Raw genomic sequence first — 19,585 nt, 5'->3', positions numbered from 1 at the left:
CGATCATAACTGTCTGGAAGTGGACGGACGGGACTGGTAGAGGGGACCATGCGTTGGCTCCTTCCGCTCGTCTTGCTTCCGTTGTTATACGCCCAGCCCCCCGATGAAATGTTCAGCGGGGATCCCGATGCGGAGGACAAGCATCGGCGGCAAAAAACATCGAAGATGCTGGGTCAGTGCCCTGATGGCCACCAGACGCTCAAGGATATCCCGATCCTCTACGGCCTGCACGGCATCCAGGTGAAGGACCAGAAAGACTGGAATGACAAAGACAGAACCCTTGCGAAATTGCGGGACGACAAAAAAGTCGTATTAGGAACGGATGTACTGTCGGGAGGTGAACCGCGGTTCCAACCCACCTGCCTCACCTGCGGTTACTACTACACCATCCGCGCCGTTCCCGACTTTTATGGATCTTGGCACAAAACGGGAAAGAAATTCCCGGATTTCAAAACCGAGTTCTCTCCGCTCACCCGCTCCGTTCCTTTCGCCACGGCAGATGATGTCCTCATCTCGGTGACTCTGGCAAAGGGGAAGGTGGAGTCGGAAAGTGTCAGTGCCTTTGTTCCGACAGTGAATGCGGATGAATGGCTCAAGAAAGTCAATGAATGGCTGGACCAGCATGGATACCCCCGGGAAACCATGGAGGACCTCCGCATCCGAAACGAAATCCGATATCCACAGCTCGATCCGTTCCCGGAGGGTCAAGTCATCAAAGGGGAAGATTCGAAATTCTGGCTGAGCATCTCGAGTCTTTCAGAAGAGAAAACAGTGTGGCTCAACTTCAACTTAAAGAAGAACAAGCCTGCCAGCAAGATCCCGGAAACGGAAACCAAGGCACGCGGCGGACTGCCGAACGTGCTGACGAAACTCACTTTTGGTGAACCCGTCCGCATCGCCTACCTCGGCGGCAGCATCACCGAGGCCGCTGGCTGGCGGGTGCTTTCGCTGGAGTGGCTTCGGGAACATTATCCGTCGTCCCGCGTGGAGGAAATCAACGCTACCTTTTCCGGGACGAACTCCGCGTTCGGGGCCTTCCGGCTGGGCCGCGAAGTGGTGGAGAAGAAGCCCGACCTGGTATTTGTCGAGTTCGTGATGAACGACGGTTCGACAGACCCTCAGCGGACCACCCGCGCAATGGAGGGCATCGTCCGCCAGATGTGGAAATCCTCACCCACTACGGACATCTGCTTTGTCTACACCATCGGAAAAAGCACTCTACCCAACTATCAGGGCGGCAGCCGCCCACCGGCGGTGGAGGCCATGGAAAAGGTAGCGGACCACTATGGCGTGCCGTCCATCGACTTTGGCCCTGCGATCGCAGAAATGGAAAAGGCCGGCGACCTCACCTTCACCGCCCCCCTGCCCTCCAACTCCGCGGCGGACGGAAAGATCATCTTTTCCGGTGACGGCGTGCATCCGTATGTGGAGACGGGCCACCCGCTCTACCTGGCCGCCATCCAGCGGTCATGGCCCGCCATATCCGCCGCTGCGAAGCCCGCCGGTCCTCATCAGCTCCCGGCACCACTCGACCCCGCGTCATGGCAGCAAGCCATCCTGATCCCGATGAAGGATCTCGCCCGGCAGGGCAACTGGCGGGAACTGGCTAAGGATGCCCCGCCGATGAAATCCGCCGGCACCCGTGCACCGCTCATGTGGTACGGGGAGAAGCCCGGCGACGCCATCGAGTTCAGCTTCACCGGCACCTGCTTCGGCCTCTATGCGCTGAAAGGCCCGGACTGCGGGACGTTCCGCGTGACGGTGGACTCCCAGCCTCCGGTGGAGGCGGCGAAGTTCGACAGCTTCTGCGTGGCGGACCGCTGGCGTGTCAGCCCGTGGATCTACCCGCACGACCTGCCCGACGGCGTCCACCGCGTGCGGATCGAGATGACAGGCACCGCCCCTGACAAGAAGGCCGCACTGAAGGACAACTTCGCGAAACTACCACCCGCCCAGCGCGACGGCACGCGCCTCTATGTCAGTGACGTGATGATTATCGGCAAGCCAGAGCGATGAGTCGCTATGCCGTGGAAACGCATTCCGCTTTTGGAATCCGCATCTCGTTGACGGGGGGTGCCATCCGCACCGATACTCCGCCGCCCATGAAGATGAAACGCAGCTCCTCCGCCTCACCCCGCCCCAACGGCATCCTCCGCTGGTCCACGCTCTGCGTGCTCGCCGGTGGTCTGGCCAGTTGTGAAAAGGAGGAAAGCTACACCTTCACCGAGAAGGACGCGGCGATGGCGAATCTCCAGTCCGGCATCGACAAGCTGGACTCCCAGCACGCCCTGCTGAAGGCCGGGGAGGTTGCGAACAATTTCCAGATGGACGGCGTGGGCTACTACCACGCGGAGCGGCGCGAGTTCTTTCCCCAACCCTACAACCTGCGGGCCAATGACGGACGTTATTTCGTCGATGGTTCCTGGCAGGCCCAGCCCGGCCCGGACTTCGTCCCGCCCAGCCGCCCGTCCCCTGAATCCCTGAAAAAGATCGATGCCGCCCTCACCGAGGCCCGCAAGGAGGAGGAAAAATCCGGTGGTAACACCGCCAGCCACAGTGGCGGTGGCTTCAGCGGCACGAACATGCTGCTGATGTACATGCTGCTCTCCGGCAACCGCGGCCTGTTCTCTCCCGGTGCGGGCTTCCAGCAGACCGACCGGAACCCCGCCGACCTGAACCGCCGTGCGATGGATGAACGCCGCACCGCCGCCGGCCATGCCTCCGCGAATCCCGGCTACCGCAGGGCCGTGGAGCAGAGCCGCATGCAAGGCACGCCGGTGAAGCCGGGCCAGTCCGTGCGTGGCGGCTTCGGCGCGTCCCGCAGCAGCGAGTTCACCTCCGGCAGTTGATCCGCCTTTTCCATGAGAGACATCCGACTTGATACCCGGCTTCCCCGCCACAACTGGAAGCAGCGGGTGGAGGAAGCGGGCCTCACCTGGCATGGAGCGGACGGACTCCCCTACTGGACGGAGGACCGCCATCTGGTGATGACCCTGCAGGCAGCGGAGACGCTGGAAGCGGCGGCCAACGAAATGCACGCCATGTGCCTCCACGCCTGCTCGGAGATCGTCACCCGCGGTTGGCTGGACCGCCTTTCCCTGCCGGATGAGGCAGCCCGTCTGGCGGAGGCATCCTGGCGGATGGAGGACTCCTACCTTTACGGCCGGTTCGACTTCGCATGGGACGGCAATGGCCAGCCGAAGCTGTTGGAATACAACGCCGATACCCCCACTTCACTGCTGGAGGCCGCCGTCGTCCAGTGGCAATGGCTGGAAGATGTGGCTCCGGAAGGCGACCAGCTCAACTCCATCCATGAAGCGCTCATCGACCAGTGGAAGCAGGAGCGCGCGGAGCTGATCCACTTCGCCTGCGTGTGGGAAAGCGAGGAGGACCGCCAGACCATCGCCTATCTGGCGGAGACCGCGGAACAGGCGGGCAAGCAGGTGGAGTTGATGGACATGGGCGAGATCGGCCTGTCGCCGGAGGGCCGTTTCACCGATACCCGGGAGCGTCCCATCGAGCGGATCTTCAAGCTCTACCCGTGGGAGTGGATGGCGAAGGAGGACTTCTTCGGTGAGGTGGCGCTGGAGCGCGACCGCTTCCTGGAACCGGCGTGGAAGATGATGCTCTCCAACAAGGCGTTGCTCGCCATCCTGTGGGAGCTGAATCCCGGCCACGACCTGCTCCTTCCCGCCTTCCTGGACGAACGCGGACTGCGTGCCTCCGGCGTCACCCGCTGGGTGGAGAAGCCGCTTTTCGGCCGCGAGGGTGCCGGGGTGAACATCCTCCACCACGGCCGTACCGTGACCTCCGGCATTCCCCACCAGGGACAGGAGCCGCGTGTTTATCAGCAGCAGACGGAACTTTTCAAAGCCGCCGGGCTCCACTTCGTCTGGGGCCTGTGGATGATCGGCGACGAATGCCGCGGCCTTTCCGCCCGTGGGGATACCTCCGCCGTCACGGGGAACCTCAGCCGCTTCGTGCCGCACCGCATCGAGGGTTGATCCAAGGATTACCCCTTACATAGAGTGTTGGGATGAACCTGCGATTGCTGACGCTTGAGGGTATTTTTGCGGCGATTTTGTCGTTGGGCAGCGGTACCGCCTGTCTGATGGCGGCGCGTCATGCAGGGAGAGCGCTTTCCGACTTCTATGGATTCCCCGAGGGGGAACCGTCCCCCGTTTTGCCGCGCATCAGTCATTGGGCGATCCACGCTTCGGGATGGGTACCTGTCACCTGCTTCATCGCCTATGCCATGTTCGCCATCCTGCGGATGAAAAACCGCCAGTCACCATGGCCCTGCTGGTTGCTCGCATTCATCCTTCTGGTCACCGTCAGCATCGTCCTGCTGGGGCTCACGATTCCCTATGCAAGAGCGACCTTCCGGATGGGAGATTCTTGACTCCATTTTTCCGGGCGACGGAATCAGCAGGGATTCCGCCACCTTTTGGATCTTTCCTATCCGCGGATCAGGTCTAGTTTCGTAGTCCTATCACCATGAAACGCACTGCATCCGCCCAATGGAATGGCACCCTCAAGGAAGGGTCCGGCACCCTCGAAACCCAGAGCGCGATCCTCAAGGACACTCCGTATTCCTTCCGCTCCCGCTTTGCCGATGGCACGGAGACGAACCCGGAGGAACTCATCGCCGCGGCCCACGCGGGATGTTTCTCCATGGCGTTGTCCCTCATGCTCGAGCAAGCGGGTTCCCCGCCTGAAAGCATCTCCACCAAGGCGGAGCTGAGCTTCGACACGGACAAGCTGGAGATCACCATCATCGTCCTCACCCTGACCGCGAAGGTGCCCGGCATTTCCGAGGAGAAATTCCAGGAGGTCGCCCAACAGGCGAAGGCAGGCTGCCCCGTCTCCAAGGTCCTGAAAGCGGAGATCAAGCTGAACGCCACGCTGGAGTCCTGAGCCGGTGTTGGTACGGGCGGGATGGCACAACCGTCACATGGCCGCGCTCCGACCCCGCTCGATCCAACGCCCAGATTGCCGTAACCATGCGCCCTGTCTTCTCCGTGCTGTTTCCGTGTTTGCTTGGCGTCGCCTCCGCCGATCCCGCGATCCTTGTTTCGGAGTTCATCTATGAATCCGGGCCGTATCCGCAGATCCATGCGACGACCATCGAGGAAACACCGGAGGGGCTGGTGGCCGCATGGTTCGGCGGGACGAAGGAGAAGCACCCGGATGTCGGCATCTGGGTTTCCCGGCAGGTCGATGGCAAGTGGACGCCAAGCGTGGAGGTGGCGAATGGCATCCAGCACACGCTCTCCGATGGAACGGTGGTACGCCACCCGACCTGGAATCCCGTCCTGTTCCAGCCACGCGAAGGCCCGCTGATGCTTTTCTACAAGGCCGGACCAACTCCGCAGACATGGTGGGGAATGCTCACCACCTCCGACGACCACGGGAAAACATGGTTCACCCCGCGCCGCCTGCCGGAGGGCATCCTCGGCCCGGTGAAGAACCGCCCGCTGCAACTCACCGATGGCACCATCCTCTGCCCCACCAGCGAGGAAACACCGGAGAAGCCCAGCAAGTGGACGGTCCACTTCGAGCGGACGCGGGACCACGGCATCACCTGGCAGCGCACGCCCGCACTCCATGACGGTCTCACCATCCAAGCCATCCAGCCCAGCCTGCTGACGAAAAAGGACGGCACGCTGCTGGCCGTCGGCCGCACCCGGCAGGACCGCATCTTCTCGCTTTCCTCCGCGGACCAGGGCGTCACCTGGAGCCCGTTGAAGCTGGGCAACCTGCCGAACAACAACTCCGGCACGGACGCCACCACGCTGCGGGACGGCACCCACCTCATCGTTTATAATCATGTCGGCGGCCTTCCCGGGAAATGGGGCGGCATCCGCACACCGCTGAATGTCTCCGTGTCACAGGATGGCGAAACCTGGAAGGCCGCGGTCATCCTTGAAAAGGACCCCGGCGAATACAGCTACCCCTCCGTGATCCAGTCGAAGGACGGCCTGGTCCACATCACCTACACCTGGAAGCGCCAGCGGGTGAAGCACGTGGTCATCGATCCCGCGAAGCTGCAGCCGAAGGAGATGATGGAAGATGGCAGGTGGCCGGAGTGAGTGGCTTCGTGGCGTAACGGCTGCGCCGTTACGGTTGGGACAACCCTCCTCCATCCCTGCGGATCCGCATGGGATGAAACGTCATCCATAAGAGGCAGGGACGGCGCCTGATACCTTGCCGTGGCCCGTTTCCACCGTAGTTCCCTCCTCCCGGGAAAGCCGGAAAACACGATCAGGGGATCGGAATCATGGGATGATGGGACATCCACCCAGCCGTAATGGCGCAGCCATTACGCTACGGAAAAGCATCCTCACTTCACACCCTCGTTCTCATCCTCCGCGCCTGCTCCATGCACACCGCCGAGTCCCAATCCAGCCGCCCCACCGATCCCCATGCCCATGGCGGCACTACCGCCACCCGCACCGCCGGCATTTCCACCACGGCCACCGCGTTCCTGCTCGGCAACGCCTTTTCCTTTTCCGCCGCCTGAGGCACCACCCGGGCGCGATGGTCCCTGCATCGGGATCTCCAATGCAGTTGGCACCGGATCCAGGTCCAACGCCTGGCGGATGAAGTCACGCAGGGAGATCACCAGCGCGTGGGTGTGGACCTGGCGGCCCGCCACCAGTTCACGTGCCGCCTTCGCCGCCAGCCGCACCTGATCCTCCGTGCCGAGCAGGATGATGTCGGAAAGCGCGGCCTCCACCGCGTCCCGCATCCGCCGTGAGCGGTCGGAGCCGCCGTCCAGTTCCGCGGCGGGGATGATTCCTTCGGCTGCTTTCTTCCGCAGGTCCCGCAGGTGGGTGGGATCCACCGCAAGATCCCCGGTGAAGGAACCGCCCAGCGTCTTGTAGGCGGCGATCAGCACCCTCAACCGTTCGTTGATCTGGCGGTTCGCCCGCTCCCGCCGCTGCTGGATGGTCGCCATGGCCAGCAACCGGATGCCCACCCCGATCAAGGTCACCAGCGCAAGCGCGACCAACGTGGAAAGGAGGCTCTGCTAGGAACTGAAGTCGATGCCGCGCATGCCCCACTGTCACCGGGATCCAACGTATCGCATCTTCCTTTTGTGTAATTTATTCGCTTTTGTACTTTATTTGCATTTCAAGGAATGAGGTAGTTGCCGGGTCACGGCACCGCGCGATGCGGGTGCCATTCCCAACTCCCATGAAAAACAAGATGATGATGCCCTACCTCACCCGTCCCACCCCGCTGCTGGCCGCGCTCGGCCTGCTCGCCGCCACCGTGGCGGAAAGCCAGGCGGTCCTGTTCAGCTACTACATCGGCGTGGATGGCCAGCAGACCATCCCGACCGGAGCGTATGCTGGACTCGCCAACCCGAACGCGAACCGCCTGACCCTGCTCTTCGCCCACCCCAACGAGGCCAGCCCGTCCAGCGGCCACTACCACTCGAAGGGGGTGTACCGCTACCAGCCCGGCTCGCCGGTGGGCAGTCCCGTCATCGAGGTGAACCCGGCCAACTACCTGCCGGAAGGGAGCGCCGCCCCGCTTTCCATGACCGCCGGGGTCGGCATCTACGCCGGAAAGTCCGTGGTGCTGGAGGACAGCTCGAATGGTTTCAGCCTGATCGATTTCCGGGACACGGATGATCTGGCGGCCTACGCGCCGGGGACGGCGGAGAGCTACATGTACAACTCCTCCGGCGGGCGCTGGACCGGCTCGATCGCCGGGGCGGACGTCCACTTGGTGCTGGTGTGGAAATCCGACGGGCTGAACATCGGCAACGACAGCTCTCTCAACATCGGCCTCAATGGTGCGGGTGATGAATATCATCTGTCGGATGATGTGAATTTCTCCCCGGTGTTCTGGACGGAGCAGGACGCGGTGCCGGGCACGTATCTGGCGCAGTTCAAGCTGGTGGATGAGGAAGGCATCTTCGGGGATTCCGGCACGTTCGAGTTCCGCTTCGATGTGGTGCCGGAGCCATCGTCCGCCCTGCTGGCGGCGGGGGCCGCGGCGCTGGGACTGATGCGCAGGCGGCGTTGATTTCCGCGTAATGGACTGGTGTGGCGGGTGTCTTCCGGAATGGGAGGCACCCGCTTTTCCGTTGGGGATCACCGGCGTTTCCGGCGGAACGCCAGCAGGACGGCGGAGGCGCAGGAAACCAACACGGCGGACGGTTCCGGCACGACCTGGAAGGTGATGATCTCCGTCGTCTGCTTGAACCCATCCATGGCATGGGTACCGGACGCGGTCATCTCGATGGTCCACGTTCCCGCCTCGGTGAAGCCCCAGTTGTGGTGGGCGTGCGAGCCCGCCCCCAGGGTGATCTCATCCACACCGGGATCCGCGGTGGACATGCGGATGATGGGATCTCCGAAGACGTCGTACTGCCACAGCGCGAAGTGACCAGCACCCGATGGAGAGGTGACGGTGCCTAGGGTGAAAGTGATGTCCGTCCACTGTCCTGCGGGCAGTTCCTCCGTGGCCAGCCCCAGGAATGGCAGCATCACGTTCTGGGACTGCGGCAGCACCCATACCGACTGCCCGCTCCCCGCACCCAGCGCGGGCAAGTCCACGGGCAGCACCATCAGCGCGTCCGTGGACACGACGGTGATCACATCCGTCAGGTCGAACTCGCCTTCGGTTTCATAGCCATCGATGGTGGCCCCGCCGGCATGGAAGTGGAAATGGAGCCGGCCGTTTTCATAAGCCAGGCCGAAGTCTCCGTGGCCATCCGTGTAGAGGGCGGCGGATGACCACCCGGCGAGAGCGGTGGTGACTGAGAGGATGAGGGATGGGCAGGCGATGGTTGGTCGTTTCATGATGGAAAGGGTTCAGGGGGCGGTGACATGCAGGCGGAAAAAGGTCGCGGGCGGCGCACCCGCCGATGAAGGGATGAGGCGCAGGGAGCGGGACCAGATCCGGCCATGGGCATTCCCTTCCTCCGCGCCGGTCTCGAACAAACCGAGCGGAGGCCCCGGCACGGTGGCGGAGCGGACGGTCCACCGCACCAGGTCATGGCTCACAGCCGGACGGATGCTCCATCCGCCGCCCGCCAGCGGATCCTTGTAAGTGTCCCTCAGAAAAGTGAACGCGCCTCCCCCGTCCGCGGTGCGGCGGGCGGAGGGCATGCGCCCGCCATCCGCCCGCGTGGGGTCGAGTCCGTGCCAGAACAAGGCGAACTCCACCCCATTCGGGATGCCGTCATGGTCGTGGTCCGACATCGGCTCGGACAACGCGCCCGCAGCCAGCCCGGCCTGTGCTTCATGGCTGGCGCTCCAGTCCGCATAGGTGAAATCCAGCCCCAACCCCGCGCCGATCACCAACGAGAATGGCGGGGAGAAATTTCCGGCCCCGGCCCGGTCCGCACGCACCCGGCCCTCCACGCGGTAGATCCCTTTTTGCGTGAAGGCCAGCGTCAGCTCCCGCCCGGCGGACGGGACGGGCACCACGCCTCCGGCTTTGTCCGCGATGATGGTGCCGCCGTCGAGCCATGCGGCATCGCCCGGCCCGTGGATGCCGGATATTTCCAAGGCGGTGCCGCTCCATGAAGCGGGAGGCAGTCCGGCGGATGCGATGGCCGGGGCGATGCCCACGCCATTCGGGAAAGCCCGCGCGGACGAAGCGAGCGTCACCCGGCTTTCCCATACCGCTCCGGCGAGCGCCGCTGACGCCGCACCCGCAGGTGTCCGCGCCTCCAGCATCGCGCGGTCCGTCCGGTAGGCGGCTCCGGCAGCGGCATCCCCCAGCAGCAGGAGCGGCGCACCGTCCGCCTCCACCACCTGGAGGATACCACCGCCACCCACCGCCGAGGAGAACGGAACGGAAAAGGTGAAGGTCTTCCGTGCCGTGGTGACCATGTTGCCATGGTTCGGCATCAGCTTGCCGGATGCCTCGAAGGTCACCCGGTAGAGGCCGGGCCGGGTGAAACCCCAGTTGTAGTGGGTGTGGGAGGACACCGGGATGGTGGGGATCTCATCCGCCGCGGTGATGCCGTCGGTGGTGTCGAACGAGAACACCGCCTGCCCGAAGCCCTCCACCTTCCAGGTGGCGAATTTCCCCCCGGCATCCGGCCCGGTACCTTCCCCCGACACCAGCCGCAGGGAGACACTGCCGTGGCTGCTGGGGGTGTAGTTCCCACCGACCCGGGCCTGGAACAACCCCGCCGCCATGGTGGTGCGGACACCGAGGAAAAGCGCACCATCCACCTGCGTCTGCGGCAGCACCCACAGAGGGGTGCCGGACGGGCCGAAACGCGAGAACACTCCGGCGGGGTTCGGTACGACCCGCGCCGCCGCCGGTCCCATGAGCATCGTGACCGCCTCCGGTTCCATCCTCACCACCCCGGCGGAGGTGCTGAAATCGTCATCCTCATCATAGGAAACGGAGAATTTCCAACCGTCGTCGGGATCCGCCGTGCCCGGGGTGTAGTCCAGATGGATCTCATAATGGCCGGTCACCAAGTCCGTCGGCGGGGTGGAGGCAGTTACCAGCGGACAGAGAAAAGCAAAGGACAGCAACACTCGCGCAATCGGCATGCACCCATCAAAAGCAACTTATTTACATTTACAATGAAATACCATCAGCAAATCTCATGCAATGAATCGCACCGTCGCCTCCCTACTCCTGCTGCTGCCAGCGCAGCCCGCCTTTTCCGAAGAGGTCGCGCAGGAACTGGAGGAAATCACGGTGACGGCGGAGGCGGAGGCGACACCACCCGCACCGTCGGCTTTCTCCCCGCAGACGGTGGTGGAGGTTCCACGGGAAACATTACGGAGAAACGCCGCAGCGACGCTGGGCGAGACGCTAGGCTGGGAACCGGGCGTTTCCTCCGGCTACTTCGGCCCCGGTGCCAGCAGACCGATCATCCGCGGGTTCGAGGGCGTCCGGGTACGGACGTTGAGGGATGACCTCGGCACCTTCGACCTTTCCGACATCAGCCCGGACCACGGCGTGGCGCTGGAGCCGTTCCTGCTGGAGTCCGCGGAGATCCACCGCGGCCCGGCGGCCTTGCTCTATGGAGGGGCCGCGCTGGGTGGCGCGGTGAACACCCGCAGCCTGGTGATGCCACGGGAGATCCCGGACCAGCCGGTGGGAGGTGGGATCGAGGCCCGCCACGAAACCCAGGGCAACGCGCTGGCCAACTCCGGGCTGGCCACCTTTGCCGCCGGGGACTTCGTGTTCCGCCTGACCGGCTCCGTCCGGGAAGCGGGGGACATCAGCATCCCCGGACGCGCCCGCAGCGGGGACTATGAGCGGATGGAAAATCCCGGCGTCTATGATCCCGGTGCGGGGACCATCCTACCGGTGCCGAATCCCTCCGGAAAGCTGCCCAACTCTTTCCACGAAGCCTCCACCTGGTCCACGGCGGTGGCGTGGGTGCCGCAGGATGTCCCGGCCCGCATCGGCCTTTCGTGGTCCCGCTTCGACAGCCGCTACGGAGTCCCCTACTCCTACCCCGGCGATGCGACCGACCTCTACGGCGACCAGTCGATCGACATGGCGCAGGACCGGCTGGATCTGGAAGGCGCGCTTACTTTCGGCTCCGGTCCCGTCACCCGGATCGAGGCGCGCTTCGCAAAGGCGGACTACGATCACCACGAATTCTTCACCGGAAAGGGAAAGGACTCCGGCAGGGACTTCACGGACACCACGCTGGCCCGGGAGGGATCGGAGGGACGGGTGGACATCCACCACCAGGCGTTCGACCAACGGCTCACCGGCATCCTCGCCCTCACCGCGGCGGGCGAGACGGTGCGCTCCCAGCGGACCGTGTTTCCCCCACCGGATCTCCAGCAGGTGGAGGGGGAGCTGCGCGGGGAGCAGATGGGCATCGCCCTGCTGGAGAAATACGAAAGCGGGGAATGGACGGCCCGGCTGGGTGCGCGGCTGGACCACGCGGACACACGCGACACCAGCCTCTCCGCTTTTGGCTGGGAGCCGTCCGAAACCGGCTGGTCCCACAGCCTGTCCGGTGCCGTGACATGGACGCGGGAGGGCATCGGCCCGCTCGACCGGCTGGCGGTGACGGGCATCCTCTCCCAGGTCGGGCGGCAGCCGACGGCGGTGGAGCGTTATGCGTTCTGGAACAACGCGGGCATCGGCAGGTTCCTCGTCGGCGGAGATCTCGACGGCATCCCGCTGGAAACGGAACGCTCGCTGGGCATCGAGGTGGGGCTGGAGGCACAGGCGGGTCCCGTCACCGGGAAGGTGAATGCCTACCACTACCGGATCGATGATTTCGTGTTCCTCCAGGAGTCGCCGGGACTGACCGGTGGCTTCGGCCGGGCGGTGGAATACGTCGGCAGGGACGCCACCTTCACCGGCTTCGAGGCCGGGCTGGACTGGCGGATCAACGATGAACTCACGCTCCAGCTCATGGCGGACGCCGTCCGCGCGGAGAACACCACCGATGGCACGCCCATCCCGCGCATGCCGCCGCTGCGCTTCGGCTCACGGCTGGAGTGGAAAAAGGATGCCCTCATCGCCGGCATCGAGATCCGCCACGCCACGGCGCAGGACCGGGTGCAGCAGGAACCCCGGCCCGAACTCCCGGCGGACGCCTATACGCTGGTGAACGCCGACATTTCCCGGACCTTCACCCTGCCCCGCGGGGAAATGACCGCCTTCCTCCGCGCCACCAACCTGCTCGATGAAAAGGCACGCGCCTCCACCTCCTTCCGCAAAGACACCGCGCCGCTGCCCGGCAGGGGCGTCTCCGTCGGGTTGAGGTATGAATTCTGAAGATGAAATGCGCCGGGAGCTGGTGGATGTTGCCGGGATGAACTCCACCAAACTGCTGAAGGATCTCCGCGACGCGCTGTGGCATGCCAGGATGGAATCCCGTATCAACCCCAGCGAAGGCGTCCAAGATGCCTACACGATCCCGCTCGATGAACTGACCGACCAGCTCTCCACCGCCGGGTTGCTATCCGATACCGAGGCCAGGCTGGTCATCGGCTTTCTCGATGAGTTCGATGCCCTGGATGAGGATCCCTCGCCGCGCGAAGTGCCGGACGATGTGGCCACGGAAATCTCCCGCGTCACGGCCGAGCTGCGCTCCGCCCGGCTGGCCGGGGATCGTGATGTGCAGGGCTTCGGCCCGGAACGATGAGCCGTTCTGTGGCAGGGACGCCATTCCATGGCGTCAGGCGGGGTAGATCTCTCACCACCCCATGGTTCCGTTTTCCCTGACGGCTTTGCGGGATTCTATCCGAGAGGAAGCAGGAGAGGGAAACCGGGCACAGCAAGGCATCAGACGTCCCCCCCGCCGGACGCCATGGAATGGCGTCCCTGCCTTTGCGTCCTCCTACTTCGGATAGTCGCGCCACAACCAGCGCAGGGTGTCCGGCAGGATGCTGGCCCCGTGCTTCGAGCTGTGGGCCCCCTCGCCGAAGACGAACTTCACGTCGTAGCCCTTTCCGCGCAACGCGGCGTCCATCGCCTTGTTCGCCTCCGGCCATGAGCCGAATTGGTTGACGATGTCGTTGCTGCCGTCCTGCAGGAAGACGCGGATCGGTTTTTTTTCCGAATCCCGGACGATCTGCGGATACTTGTCGCCGCCGCGGATGTTGGTGTAGCTGCCGATGAAGCTCATCACCTTGGAAAACTGGTCCGGCCTTTCCCATGCGACGGTGAAGGCGCAGATGGCACCGCTGGAGGAACCGCTGATCCCCCGCCCCGCCGGATCGTCCGTGATCTTCACGTGCTCCTTTGCCAGCGGCATGATCTCATCCAGCAGGAACTTCGAATAGGTGTCCCCCAGCGCGTTGTATTCCAGCGAGCGGTTGGAAGCCGGTGCAGGACGTCCGTCCGGACGCTTGCGCGGAGCCTCGCCGGGAGCGAGCGGCTTGTCGCCCGGGTTGATGAAGATGGCCGCCATCAGCGGCAGGTCCTTCTTGTGGATCAGGTTGTCCAGCACCACCGGCACCCGCCATCCGCCCTTGCGGGAAACGAACGCGCTGCCGTCCTGGAACACCATCAGCGCGCAGGGCTTCGAGCCGTCATAGCCCGCCGGGATGTAGAGGAACCACTTCCGGTTCACGCCCGGAAAGTTCTTCGAGCCTTCCATGATGAACTCCATCACCTTTCCCTCCGGCACGCCCGGCTGTGGCTGCGACTCCGGGCCGAGCTTGTACTGGGCATCCGGATCGACGGCGGCGGGCTTGGCCGGTGTGGGTTCCTGGGCGGATGCGGAAAGGCCGCTTTGAAGGGCGATCGCCGCGAGAAGCGGAAAGAGCGTGGGTCGCATGGTGGTGCGGATATAACCGACGGAAGCGCCGGATGTTTCAAGCCGGATGGAAATGATCCGTAGTCGCCTTGCTGGAGAGCGGATCCCGTTTGGCGGATTCGTGGACTTCTCCGCCGGTTTGGTCGGAAGAAAGCTGCATCCGGACACGATCCCGTCTTTCTAACAGACTTGCTCATCGGCACCAGGTTTCTGGCCGGATTCCCCCCATGGGGTTCCAGCCAGAAACCACCGGGGGTGGGATTCGCCCGAGCAAGGCGAGGATATCGGATCTAGAGCGTTGTCACAACGAACAACCCATCCCATGACCATCGAAAAATGAGCGCTCTTTACTTCCAAAAGGGATCGCATACTCCTTGGGTGACATGGATGTTCAGGAATCCAAGAAGCCAGTCATTTTCATCCCTATCAAAGGAGGGCAAGCGGGGATAAACATCCGCTTCATCAGAGAGTGGTCCTTTTCAAAAGATCGCCTCGAGCTCGTTGTCGAGCGCTCGGGCGGACATTCCGTTCATGTGGAGACAGGAGAGCAGGCACTTCATTGCCTGCGGATTCTCAAAGACTTCACCGGTTGAAATCTTTCTGAGAAGCCATGTTCATAAAAGCGCACCCGATTGGATTCGAACCAATGACCGTCCGCTTAGAAGGCGGATGCTCTATCCAACTGAGCTACGGGTGCTTGAGGGCGGACGTGTAGCAACGGCGGGCGGCCAAGTCAAAAACCGCTTTGAAAAAATCCTCCTGCGGCTAACTACCGGTCCATGGAACCAGCGATCGGGATCATCGGCGGCAGCGGGCTTTACGAATTGGACGGCTTCGAGAGGACGGAGGAACGGGTGGTGGAGACGCCGTTCGGCGAGCCGTCGGACGCGCTGGTGGGCGGGATCCTTTCCGGCAGGCAGGTCTGGTTCCTGCCGCGGCACGGGCGCGGGCACCGCATCCTGCCGACGGAGATCAACCACCGGGCGAACCTCTGGGCGCTGCGCAGCCTGAACGTACGCTGGCTGATCTGCGTGACGGCGGTGGGCAGCCTGAAGGAGGAATACCGGCCGCGCGACGTGGTGCTGCCGGACCAATATTTCGACCGCACCAGTCGGAGGGAGCACCACACGTTCTTCGGCGGCGGCATCGTCGGCCATGTGGCGTTCGCGGATCCGGTGAGCACGGGGCTGCGGGCGATCCTGCGCGGGGCGTGCGAGAGCAGCCTGGTCCCCTACCACGACGGCGGCACCTATGTGAACATGGACGGCCCGGCGTTTTCCACCCGGGCGGAGAGCAACGCGAACCGGCAGCTCGGCTTCGACGTCATCGGCATGACGAATCTGCCGGAGGCGAAGCTGGCGCGGGAGGCGGAGATCGCGCTGGCGACGCTGTGCATGGTGACGGACTACGACTGCTGGAAGGTGGAAGAGGAGGCGGTGACGGCCGGGGCGGTGATCGCCCACCTGCACGCTAACGTCGCGAACGCGAAGAAGCTGCTGGCCGCCGCGATCCCGCAGATCCCGACGACGCCGGACTGGCCGGAGCACTCCGCGCTGGACGGCGCGATCATGACGCCCCCCGCCCTCTGGCCGGCGGAGAAAAAAGCAGCGCTGGCCCCGCTGCTGGCGCGCTTCGGCTGAAATTTGCAACGCAAAGATAGTCGTGACATTGATCCCGCTTTGTTTAGCCTCCCTGAAACATTTCCTCCGCATATCCCCATGCAAAGCCCCATCGAAAAGCTCGGCTCGAACATCATCACCACTCTCGGCAACGATGACGGGCTTTCCGCCCTCTCCCGCCGTGGCTTCCTGGCAATGACCGCCACGCTGGCAAGCTGTTCCGCAGCAGCCCCGCTCCCGCCACAAGGTTCCGCCGCCGCTCCGGTGAAGACGAAGCCGAACACCGGCTACCGCACGCCTCCGGTGCAGGGTCCGGTGCCGCGCAACCCGGATGGCAACCACAGCAGCAACTTTTCCAAGGACGGCGGCATCACCTACTCCCGCGTCCTCGTTTCCGGGAACTACGTGGCGATGACCTTCGACGACGGTCCGCACCCGCAGAACACCCCGCGCCTGCTGGACATGCTGCGCGCGCGCAACATCAAGGCGACCTTCTACGTCATCGGCCGCAGCGTGGACCTCTACCCGAACATCGTCCGCCGCACCGTCGCGGAGGGCCATGAGATCGGCAACCACACGCACACCCACCGCCTGCTGAGCAAGCTGGGCATGGATGAGGTGCGCCAGGAAATGAGCCGCTGCCGGGACGCGATCGTCCGGGCCGCCGGTGTGCAGCCGCGCACCATGCGGCCTCCCTACGGCGGGATGTTGCAGACGCAGCGCGAGATGGTTTTCCGCGAGTTCGGCAACCCGTGCATCCTCTGGTCCGTGGACCCTCTGGACTGGAAGCGCCCCGGCCCGGGCGTGGTCAGCTCCCGCATCCTTTCCGGCACGACCGCAGGCAGCATCATCCTGGCGCACGACCTGCACTCGCAGACGGTGGACGCCATGCCCGCCGCGATGGACGGCCTGCTGAAGCGCGGCTTCCGCTTTGTCACGGTTTCCCAGCTCCTGGCCATGAAGATGGACAGCGCCGCCGCCACCGCGCAGACCACGGACGCCGCCGCCCCGGCCCACTGAACCCAGCGGACCGCCCATCAGGCATGTTCGGCGAGCGTTACTTCGCCACGCGCGAACGGTTGTCCGGCGTGATGGCCGGCATTTCCGCCCTGGCGGACCAGACGGGCGCGGACATTTCCGGCAAGCTGCCTTTCGAGGAGATCGAGAAGGGCCTCGGGAATCCGTTCCTGTTCGTCATCTGCGGCGAGGTGAACGCGGGGAAATCCACGCTCATCAACGGCCTGTTCGGCCAGGATCTGTGCAAGGTCAACGTGCTGCCGGAAACCCACCGGGTGACGTGGTACCGCCATGCCCCCGTCGCGCGGGACGTGGAGATCACCCCGGTGCTGGAGGAACGCTACCGCCCCGTGGGTTTCCTGAAGGATTTCTCCCTGGTGGACACGCCGGGGACGAACTCCGTGGTGAAGGACCACCAGCAGATCACGGAGCGGTTCCTGCCCGCCGCGGACCTCATCCTCTTCGTCTTCCCCGTCACGAATCCGTGGGGCGCGGCCACCTGGGACTTCGTGTCGAAGATCCCGGAAGGCGGCTTGAACCGCGTGGCCTTCGTCATCCAGCAGGCGGACCAGCGGGAACCCGCGGACATCGGGGTGATCCTGGGGCACATGCGGGACCTGTCGATGAAACGCATCGGCCACGTGCCGCCGATCTTCGCCGTTTCCGGAAAGCTCGCCTGCGCGGCGAAAAAAGCGGCTCCCTTTTCCCGAAGCCAGTTCGAAAAAAGCGGCTTCCCGGAGCTGGAAAACTTCATCTCGCGGCAGGTGTGCGGCTCTCCGGAACGCCGCGCCCTGCTTGAAACGTGGCGCTCCCAGGCCGCGTCCGCCCTCCGCACCGTGGAGGACCGCATCGAGGGCCAGACCCGCACGCTGGATGAGCAGGACCGCTTCCTCCACCAGATCGAGCGGGAGATCGACGCGATGCGGGAACGCTTCGTCGCCCGCCTTTCCCGCCACCTGCCCGGCGTGGCGGAGGTTTTCCAGACGGAGGCGGTGTGGGTGTCCAGCGTGCTTTCCTCCCGCCTCGGCGCGGCGCGCTCGATCTTCCGGTTGTTCACGGGAGACCGCACCGGCCAGGAGATGGAATCCCTTTTCATCGAGCGCTTGCAGGCCGCCATCAGCTCCGTCGCGGAGGCGGACGGAATGGAGGTGGCGGAAACGTGCCGCCAGCACTGGAACGAGCTGGGCGCACGGGTGAAGGCCGCCATGGGAGTGGACCTGGATGGCTCCCACCCCATCGAGGAAACGCTTGTGGTGGCGAAGCAACGGTTCATCAACCGCCTGGAAAGGGATGCCCGGCAGAGCATCGGCAACCTGAAGGTCCGCAACCAACTGGACAAGGTGCTCCGCCGCCGGAATGTGGCGCTGAAGTCATTCACCTTCATGACGCTGGCACTGGTGACGGCGGGAGGCACGCTGGGGGCGCTCTCCGTCCCGTGGCTGCCGTTCATTTTCTGCGGAGCGGGCTTCCTTTTCCTCGCCGGAGGGTTTTTCACCGCTTGGGTCACACGGAAGCGCATCGTCCTGGAGTTCCGCGACCGCCTGCTGGATACGTGCGGAGCCTTCGCCACCACCCTGCGGTCCGACTATGAGGAGGCGCTGAGGGCGGTCTTCCAGGACTACGGGGACTCCCTCACCGCGGTGCGGAAGCATCTTGCAAAGGAAAAACATGCCGTGGAGCCGCGGTTGAAACAGTGGAAGGAGCTGTTCCTGACCCTGAAGGCCATCGAGCAGGAACTGTGATCCACCGGCCACCTGAATAAATCGGGCCCAGGATCCGTTTCAACAACGGCACCTGAGCAGCCTTGCACTTTCCCGCATTTCAGCCGATTAGTCCCCCCGGGCGCACCTCCATCCCATCTTGAACCTTTTCCGCAGCATCATCCTGATCGCATTGGCAGCCGCCGGGCTTGCAGCCGCCGGACCGGAATGGCAGCGCGACGTCACCTCCCCGAACCTGGGGAACCATCCGCGGCTGGAGCCCATCGCCCTGGACTACCAGGCGAGCTGGAAAGGCGTGCTGAACTCCGGGCACATGCACATGGAATTCGGCCCGCCGGATGAGAAAAAGCCCGGTGCCTACGTGGTGAAGGCGTATGCCCGCAGCCAGGGAGCCGCCGCGCAACTGCACCCCTACCAGTTCGATGCATGGGCGGAGATCATCCCCTCCACCCTGCGCTCCCGCTACATCCGCACCAGCGAGACGGACAAGAACGGCAAGGAGGTATCCATCGTCCGCTATTTCCCGGACCGGGTCGAGTGCCTGACCACCTACAAGCCGTCTGACGGCGGCACGACGGGCACCACCTCCCGCACTTTCAACCATCCGGGGATCTTCGACCTGTTCGCGGTCATGCTGCACATCCGCAGCCAGCCGCTCGCGGACGGGGACCACATCAACATCGTCATCCAGTCCACGGACCAGCCCTACCTCCTGAAGGTCCGTTGCCTGGGGCGGGAGGTGCATAACGGGCAGAAGACCATCAAGCTTTCCGTCGGGATGCTGAAGATCGACCGGGAGACGCAGGAGCTCCGTCCCTACAAGAAACTCAAACGGGACGCCACCCTCTGGCTGAGCGATGACTATGACCGCGTGCCGCTGGAACTGCGGGCGGACATTTTCCTCGGCGATGTGCGCGTCGTCCTGATGCAACGGCAGAAACTCTGACCGCCGGCCCCCGGAGACGGATGAAGCATCCGCTTCCAATTCCGCGGATCGGTGC

At 64.2% G+C, this 19,585-nt stretch carries 18 protein-coding genes and 1 tRNA gene; 14 read left to right on the top strand and 5 right to left on the bottom strand.

What is annotated here, in order from left to right:
* Positions 1-48: 48 nt before the first annotated feature.
* The 6 genes from KF712_18665 to KF712_18640 all read left to right on the top strand — a co-directional run bounded on the left by KF712_18665 (position 49) and on the right by KF712_18640 (position 6,092).
* A complete protein-coding gene (locus KF712_18665; protein MBX3743014.1) occupies positions 49-2,016 on the top strand; it encodes a hypothetical protein in 1,968 nt (655 codons plus the stop codon).
* 86 nt (positions 2,017-2,102) lie between these two features.
* Positions 2,103-2,849 carry a hypothetical protein gene (locus KF712_18660; GenBank protein MBX3743013.1) on the top strand — a complete coding sequence of 249 codons (747 nt, stop codon included), beginning with the start codon at positions 2,103-2,105 and terminating at the stop codon, positions 2,847-2,849.
* Positions 2,850-2,861: 12 nt separating this feature from the next.
* Positions 2,862-4,004 (top strand): glutathionylspermidine synthase family protein, encoded by a 1,143-nt coding sequence (locus tag KF712_18655; protein MBX3743012.1) that lies wholly within the window; start codon positions 2,862-2,864, stop codon positions 4,002-4,004.
* A gap of 32 nt (positions 4,005-4,036) precedes the next feature.
* Positions 4,037-4,402 carry a hypothetical protein gene (locus KF712_18650; GenBank protein ID MBX3743011.1) on the top strand — a complete coding sequence of 122 codons (366 nt, stop codon included), beginning with the start codon at positions 4,037-4,039 and terminating at the stop codon, positions 4,400-4,402.
* Between the two features lie 89 nt (positions 4,403-4,491).
* Positions 4,492-4,917: an OsmC family protein gene (locus KF712_18645; GenBank protein MBX3743010.1), complete on the top strand. Its 426-nt coding sequence runs from the start codon at positions 4,492-4,494 to the stop codon at positions 4,915-4,917.
* Positions 4,918-5,003: 86 nt separating this feature from the next.
* Positions 5,004-6,092 (top strand): exo-alpha-sialidase, encoded by a 1,089-nt coding sequence (locus KF712_18640; protein ID MBX3743009.1) that lies wholly within the window; start codon positions 5,004-5,006, stop codon positions 6,090-6,092.
* A gap of 251 nt (positions 6,093-6,343) precedes the next feature.
* On the opposite strand, the gene KF712_18635 is transcribed toward KF712_18640, so the two are convergent.
* Positions 6,344-6,997 (bottom strand): hypothetical protein, encoded by a 654-nt coding sequence (locus tag KF712_18635; GenBank protein MBX3743008.1) that lies wholly within the window; start codon positions 6,995-6,997, stop codon positions 6,344-6,346.
* A 203-nt stretch (positions 6,998-7,200) separates the two neighbouring features.
* On the opposite strand from KF712_18635, the gene KF712_18630 reads away from it, so the two are divergent.
* Positions 7,201-8,040 carry a PEP-CTERM sorting domain-containing protein gene (locus tag KF712_18630; GenBank protein MBX3743007.1) on the top strand — a complete coding sequence of 280 codons (840 nt, stop codon included), beginning with the start codon at positions 7,201-7,203 and terminating at the stop codon, positions 8,038-8,040.
* 68 nt (positions 8,041-8,108) lie between these two features.
* Here KF712_18630 and KF712_18625 read toward each other — a convergent pair whose 3' ends face one another.
* Both KF712_18625 and KF712_18620 read right to left on the bottom strand, forming a co-directional pair.
* Positions 8,109-8,819 (bottom strand): choice-of-anchor M domain-containing protein, encoded by a 711-nt coding sequence (locus KF712_18625; GenBank protein ID MBX3743006.1) that lies wholly within the window; start codon positions 8,817-8,819, stop codon positions 8,109-8,111.
* A 12-nt stretch (positions 8,820-8,831) separates the two neighbouring features.
* Complete coding sequence (locus KF712_18620) at positions 8,832-10,535, bottom strand: choice-of-anchor M domain-containing protein (protein MBX3743005.1); 1,704 nt, start codon at positions 10,533-10,535, stop codon at positions 8,832-8,834.
* A gap of 61 nt (positions 10,536-10,596) precedes the next feature.
* Here KF712_18620 and KF712_18615 point away from each other — a divergent pair, with 61 nt between their 5' ends.
* Together KF712_18615 and KF712_18610 are read left to right on the top strand one after the other, a co-directional pair.
* A complete protein-coding gene (locus tag KF712_18615) occupies positions 10,597-12,741 on the top strand; it encodes a TonB-dependent receptor (protein ID MBX3743004.1) in 2,145 nt (714 codons plus the stop codon).
* A 37-nt stretch (positions 12,742-12,778) separates the two neighbouring features.
* Positions 12,779-13,111 (top strand): hypothetical protein, encoded by a 333-nt coding sequence (locus KF712_18610; protein ID MBX3743003.1) that lies wholly within the window; start codon positions 12,779-12,781, stop codon positions 13,109-13,111.
* 195 nt (positions 13,112-13,306) lie between these two features.
* On the opposite strand, the gene KF712_18605 is transcribed toward KF712_18610, so the two are convergent.
* Positions 13,307-14,248, bottom strand: a complete 942-nt coding sequence (locus KF712_18605) for an esterase family protein (GenBank protein ID MBX3743002.1) — start codon at positions 14,246-14,248, stop codon at positions 13,307-13,309.
* 362 nt (positions 14,249-14,610) lie between these two features.
* On the opposite strand from KF712_18605, the gene KF712_18600 reads away from it, so the two are divergent.
* A complete protein-coding gene (locus tag KF712_18600; GenBank protein ID MBX3743001.1) occupies positions 14,611-14,820 on the top strand; it encodes a hypothetical protein in 210 nt (69 codons plus the stop codon).
* A 30-nt stretch (positions 14,821-14,850) separates the two neighbouring features.
* Here KF712_18600 and KF712_18595 read toward each other — a convergent pair.
* A tRNA-Arg gene (locus KF712_18595) sits at positions 14,851-14,924 on the bottom strand.
* Between the two features lie 82 nt (positions 14,925-15,006).
* Here KF712_18595 and mtnP point away from each other — a divergent pair.
* The 4 genes from mtnP (at position 15,007) to KF712_18575 (ending at position 19,530) form a co-directional block, all read left to right on the top strand.
* Positions 15,007-15,867: an S-methyl-5'-thioadenosine phosphorylase gene (gene mtnP, locus KF712_18590; GenBank protein ID MBX3743000.1), complete on the top strand. Its 861-nt coding sequence runs from the start codon at positions 15,007-15,009 to the stop codon at positions 15,865-15,867.
* 78 nt (positions 15,868-15,945) lie between these two features.
* Positions 15,946-16,866, top strand: coding sequence for a polysaccharide deacetylase family protein (locus KF712_18585; protein MBX3742999.1), 921 nt, complete (start codon positions 15,946-15,948; stop codon positions 16,864-16,866).
* Between the two features lie 23 nt (positions 16,867-16,889).
* The gene (locus KF712_18580) at positions 16,890-18,605 is read left to right on the top strand and encodes a dynamin family protein (protein ID MBX3742998.1); all 1,716 of its coding nucleotides are present in this window, start codon (positions 16,890-16,892) and stop codon (positions 18,603-18,605) included.
* 118 nt (positions 18,606-18,723) lie between these two features.
* Entirely contained in the window at positions 18,724-19,530 is an 807-nt protein-coding gene (locus KF712_18575; GenBank protein ID MBX3742997.1) for a DUF3108 domain-containing protein, read from the top strand.
* The last annotated feature ends 55 nt before the right edge of the window (positions 19,531-19,585 follow it).

It is taken from the genome of Akkermansiaceae bacterium, from assembly GCA_019634595.1.
Classification (GTDB): Bacteria; Verrucomicrobiota; Verrucomicrobiia; order Verrucomicrobiales; family Akkermansiaceae; genus Luteolibacter.
Note: the sequence above shows the minus strand (reverse complement) of the source record. Positions and strands in the feature narration are given on the sequence as shown.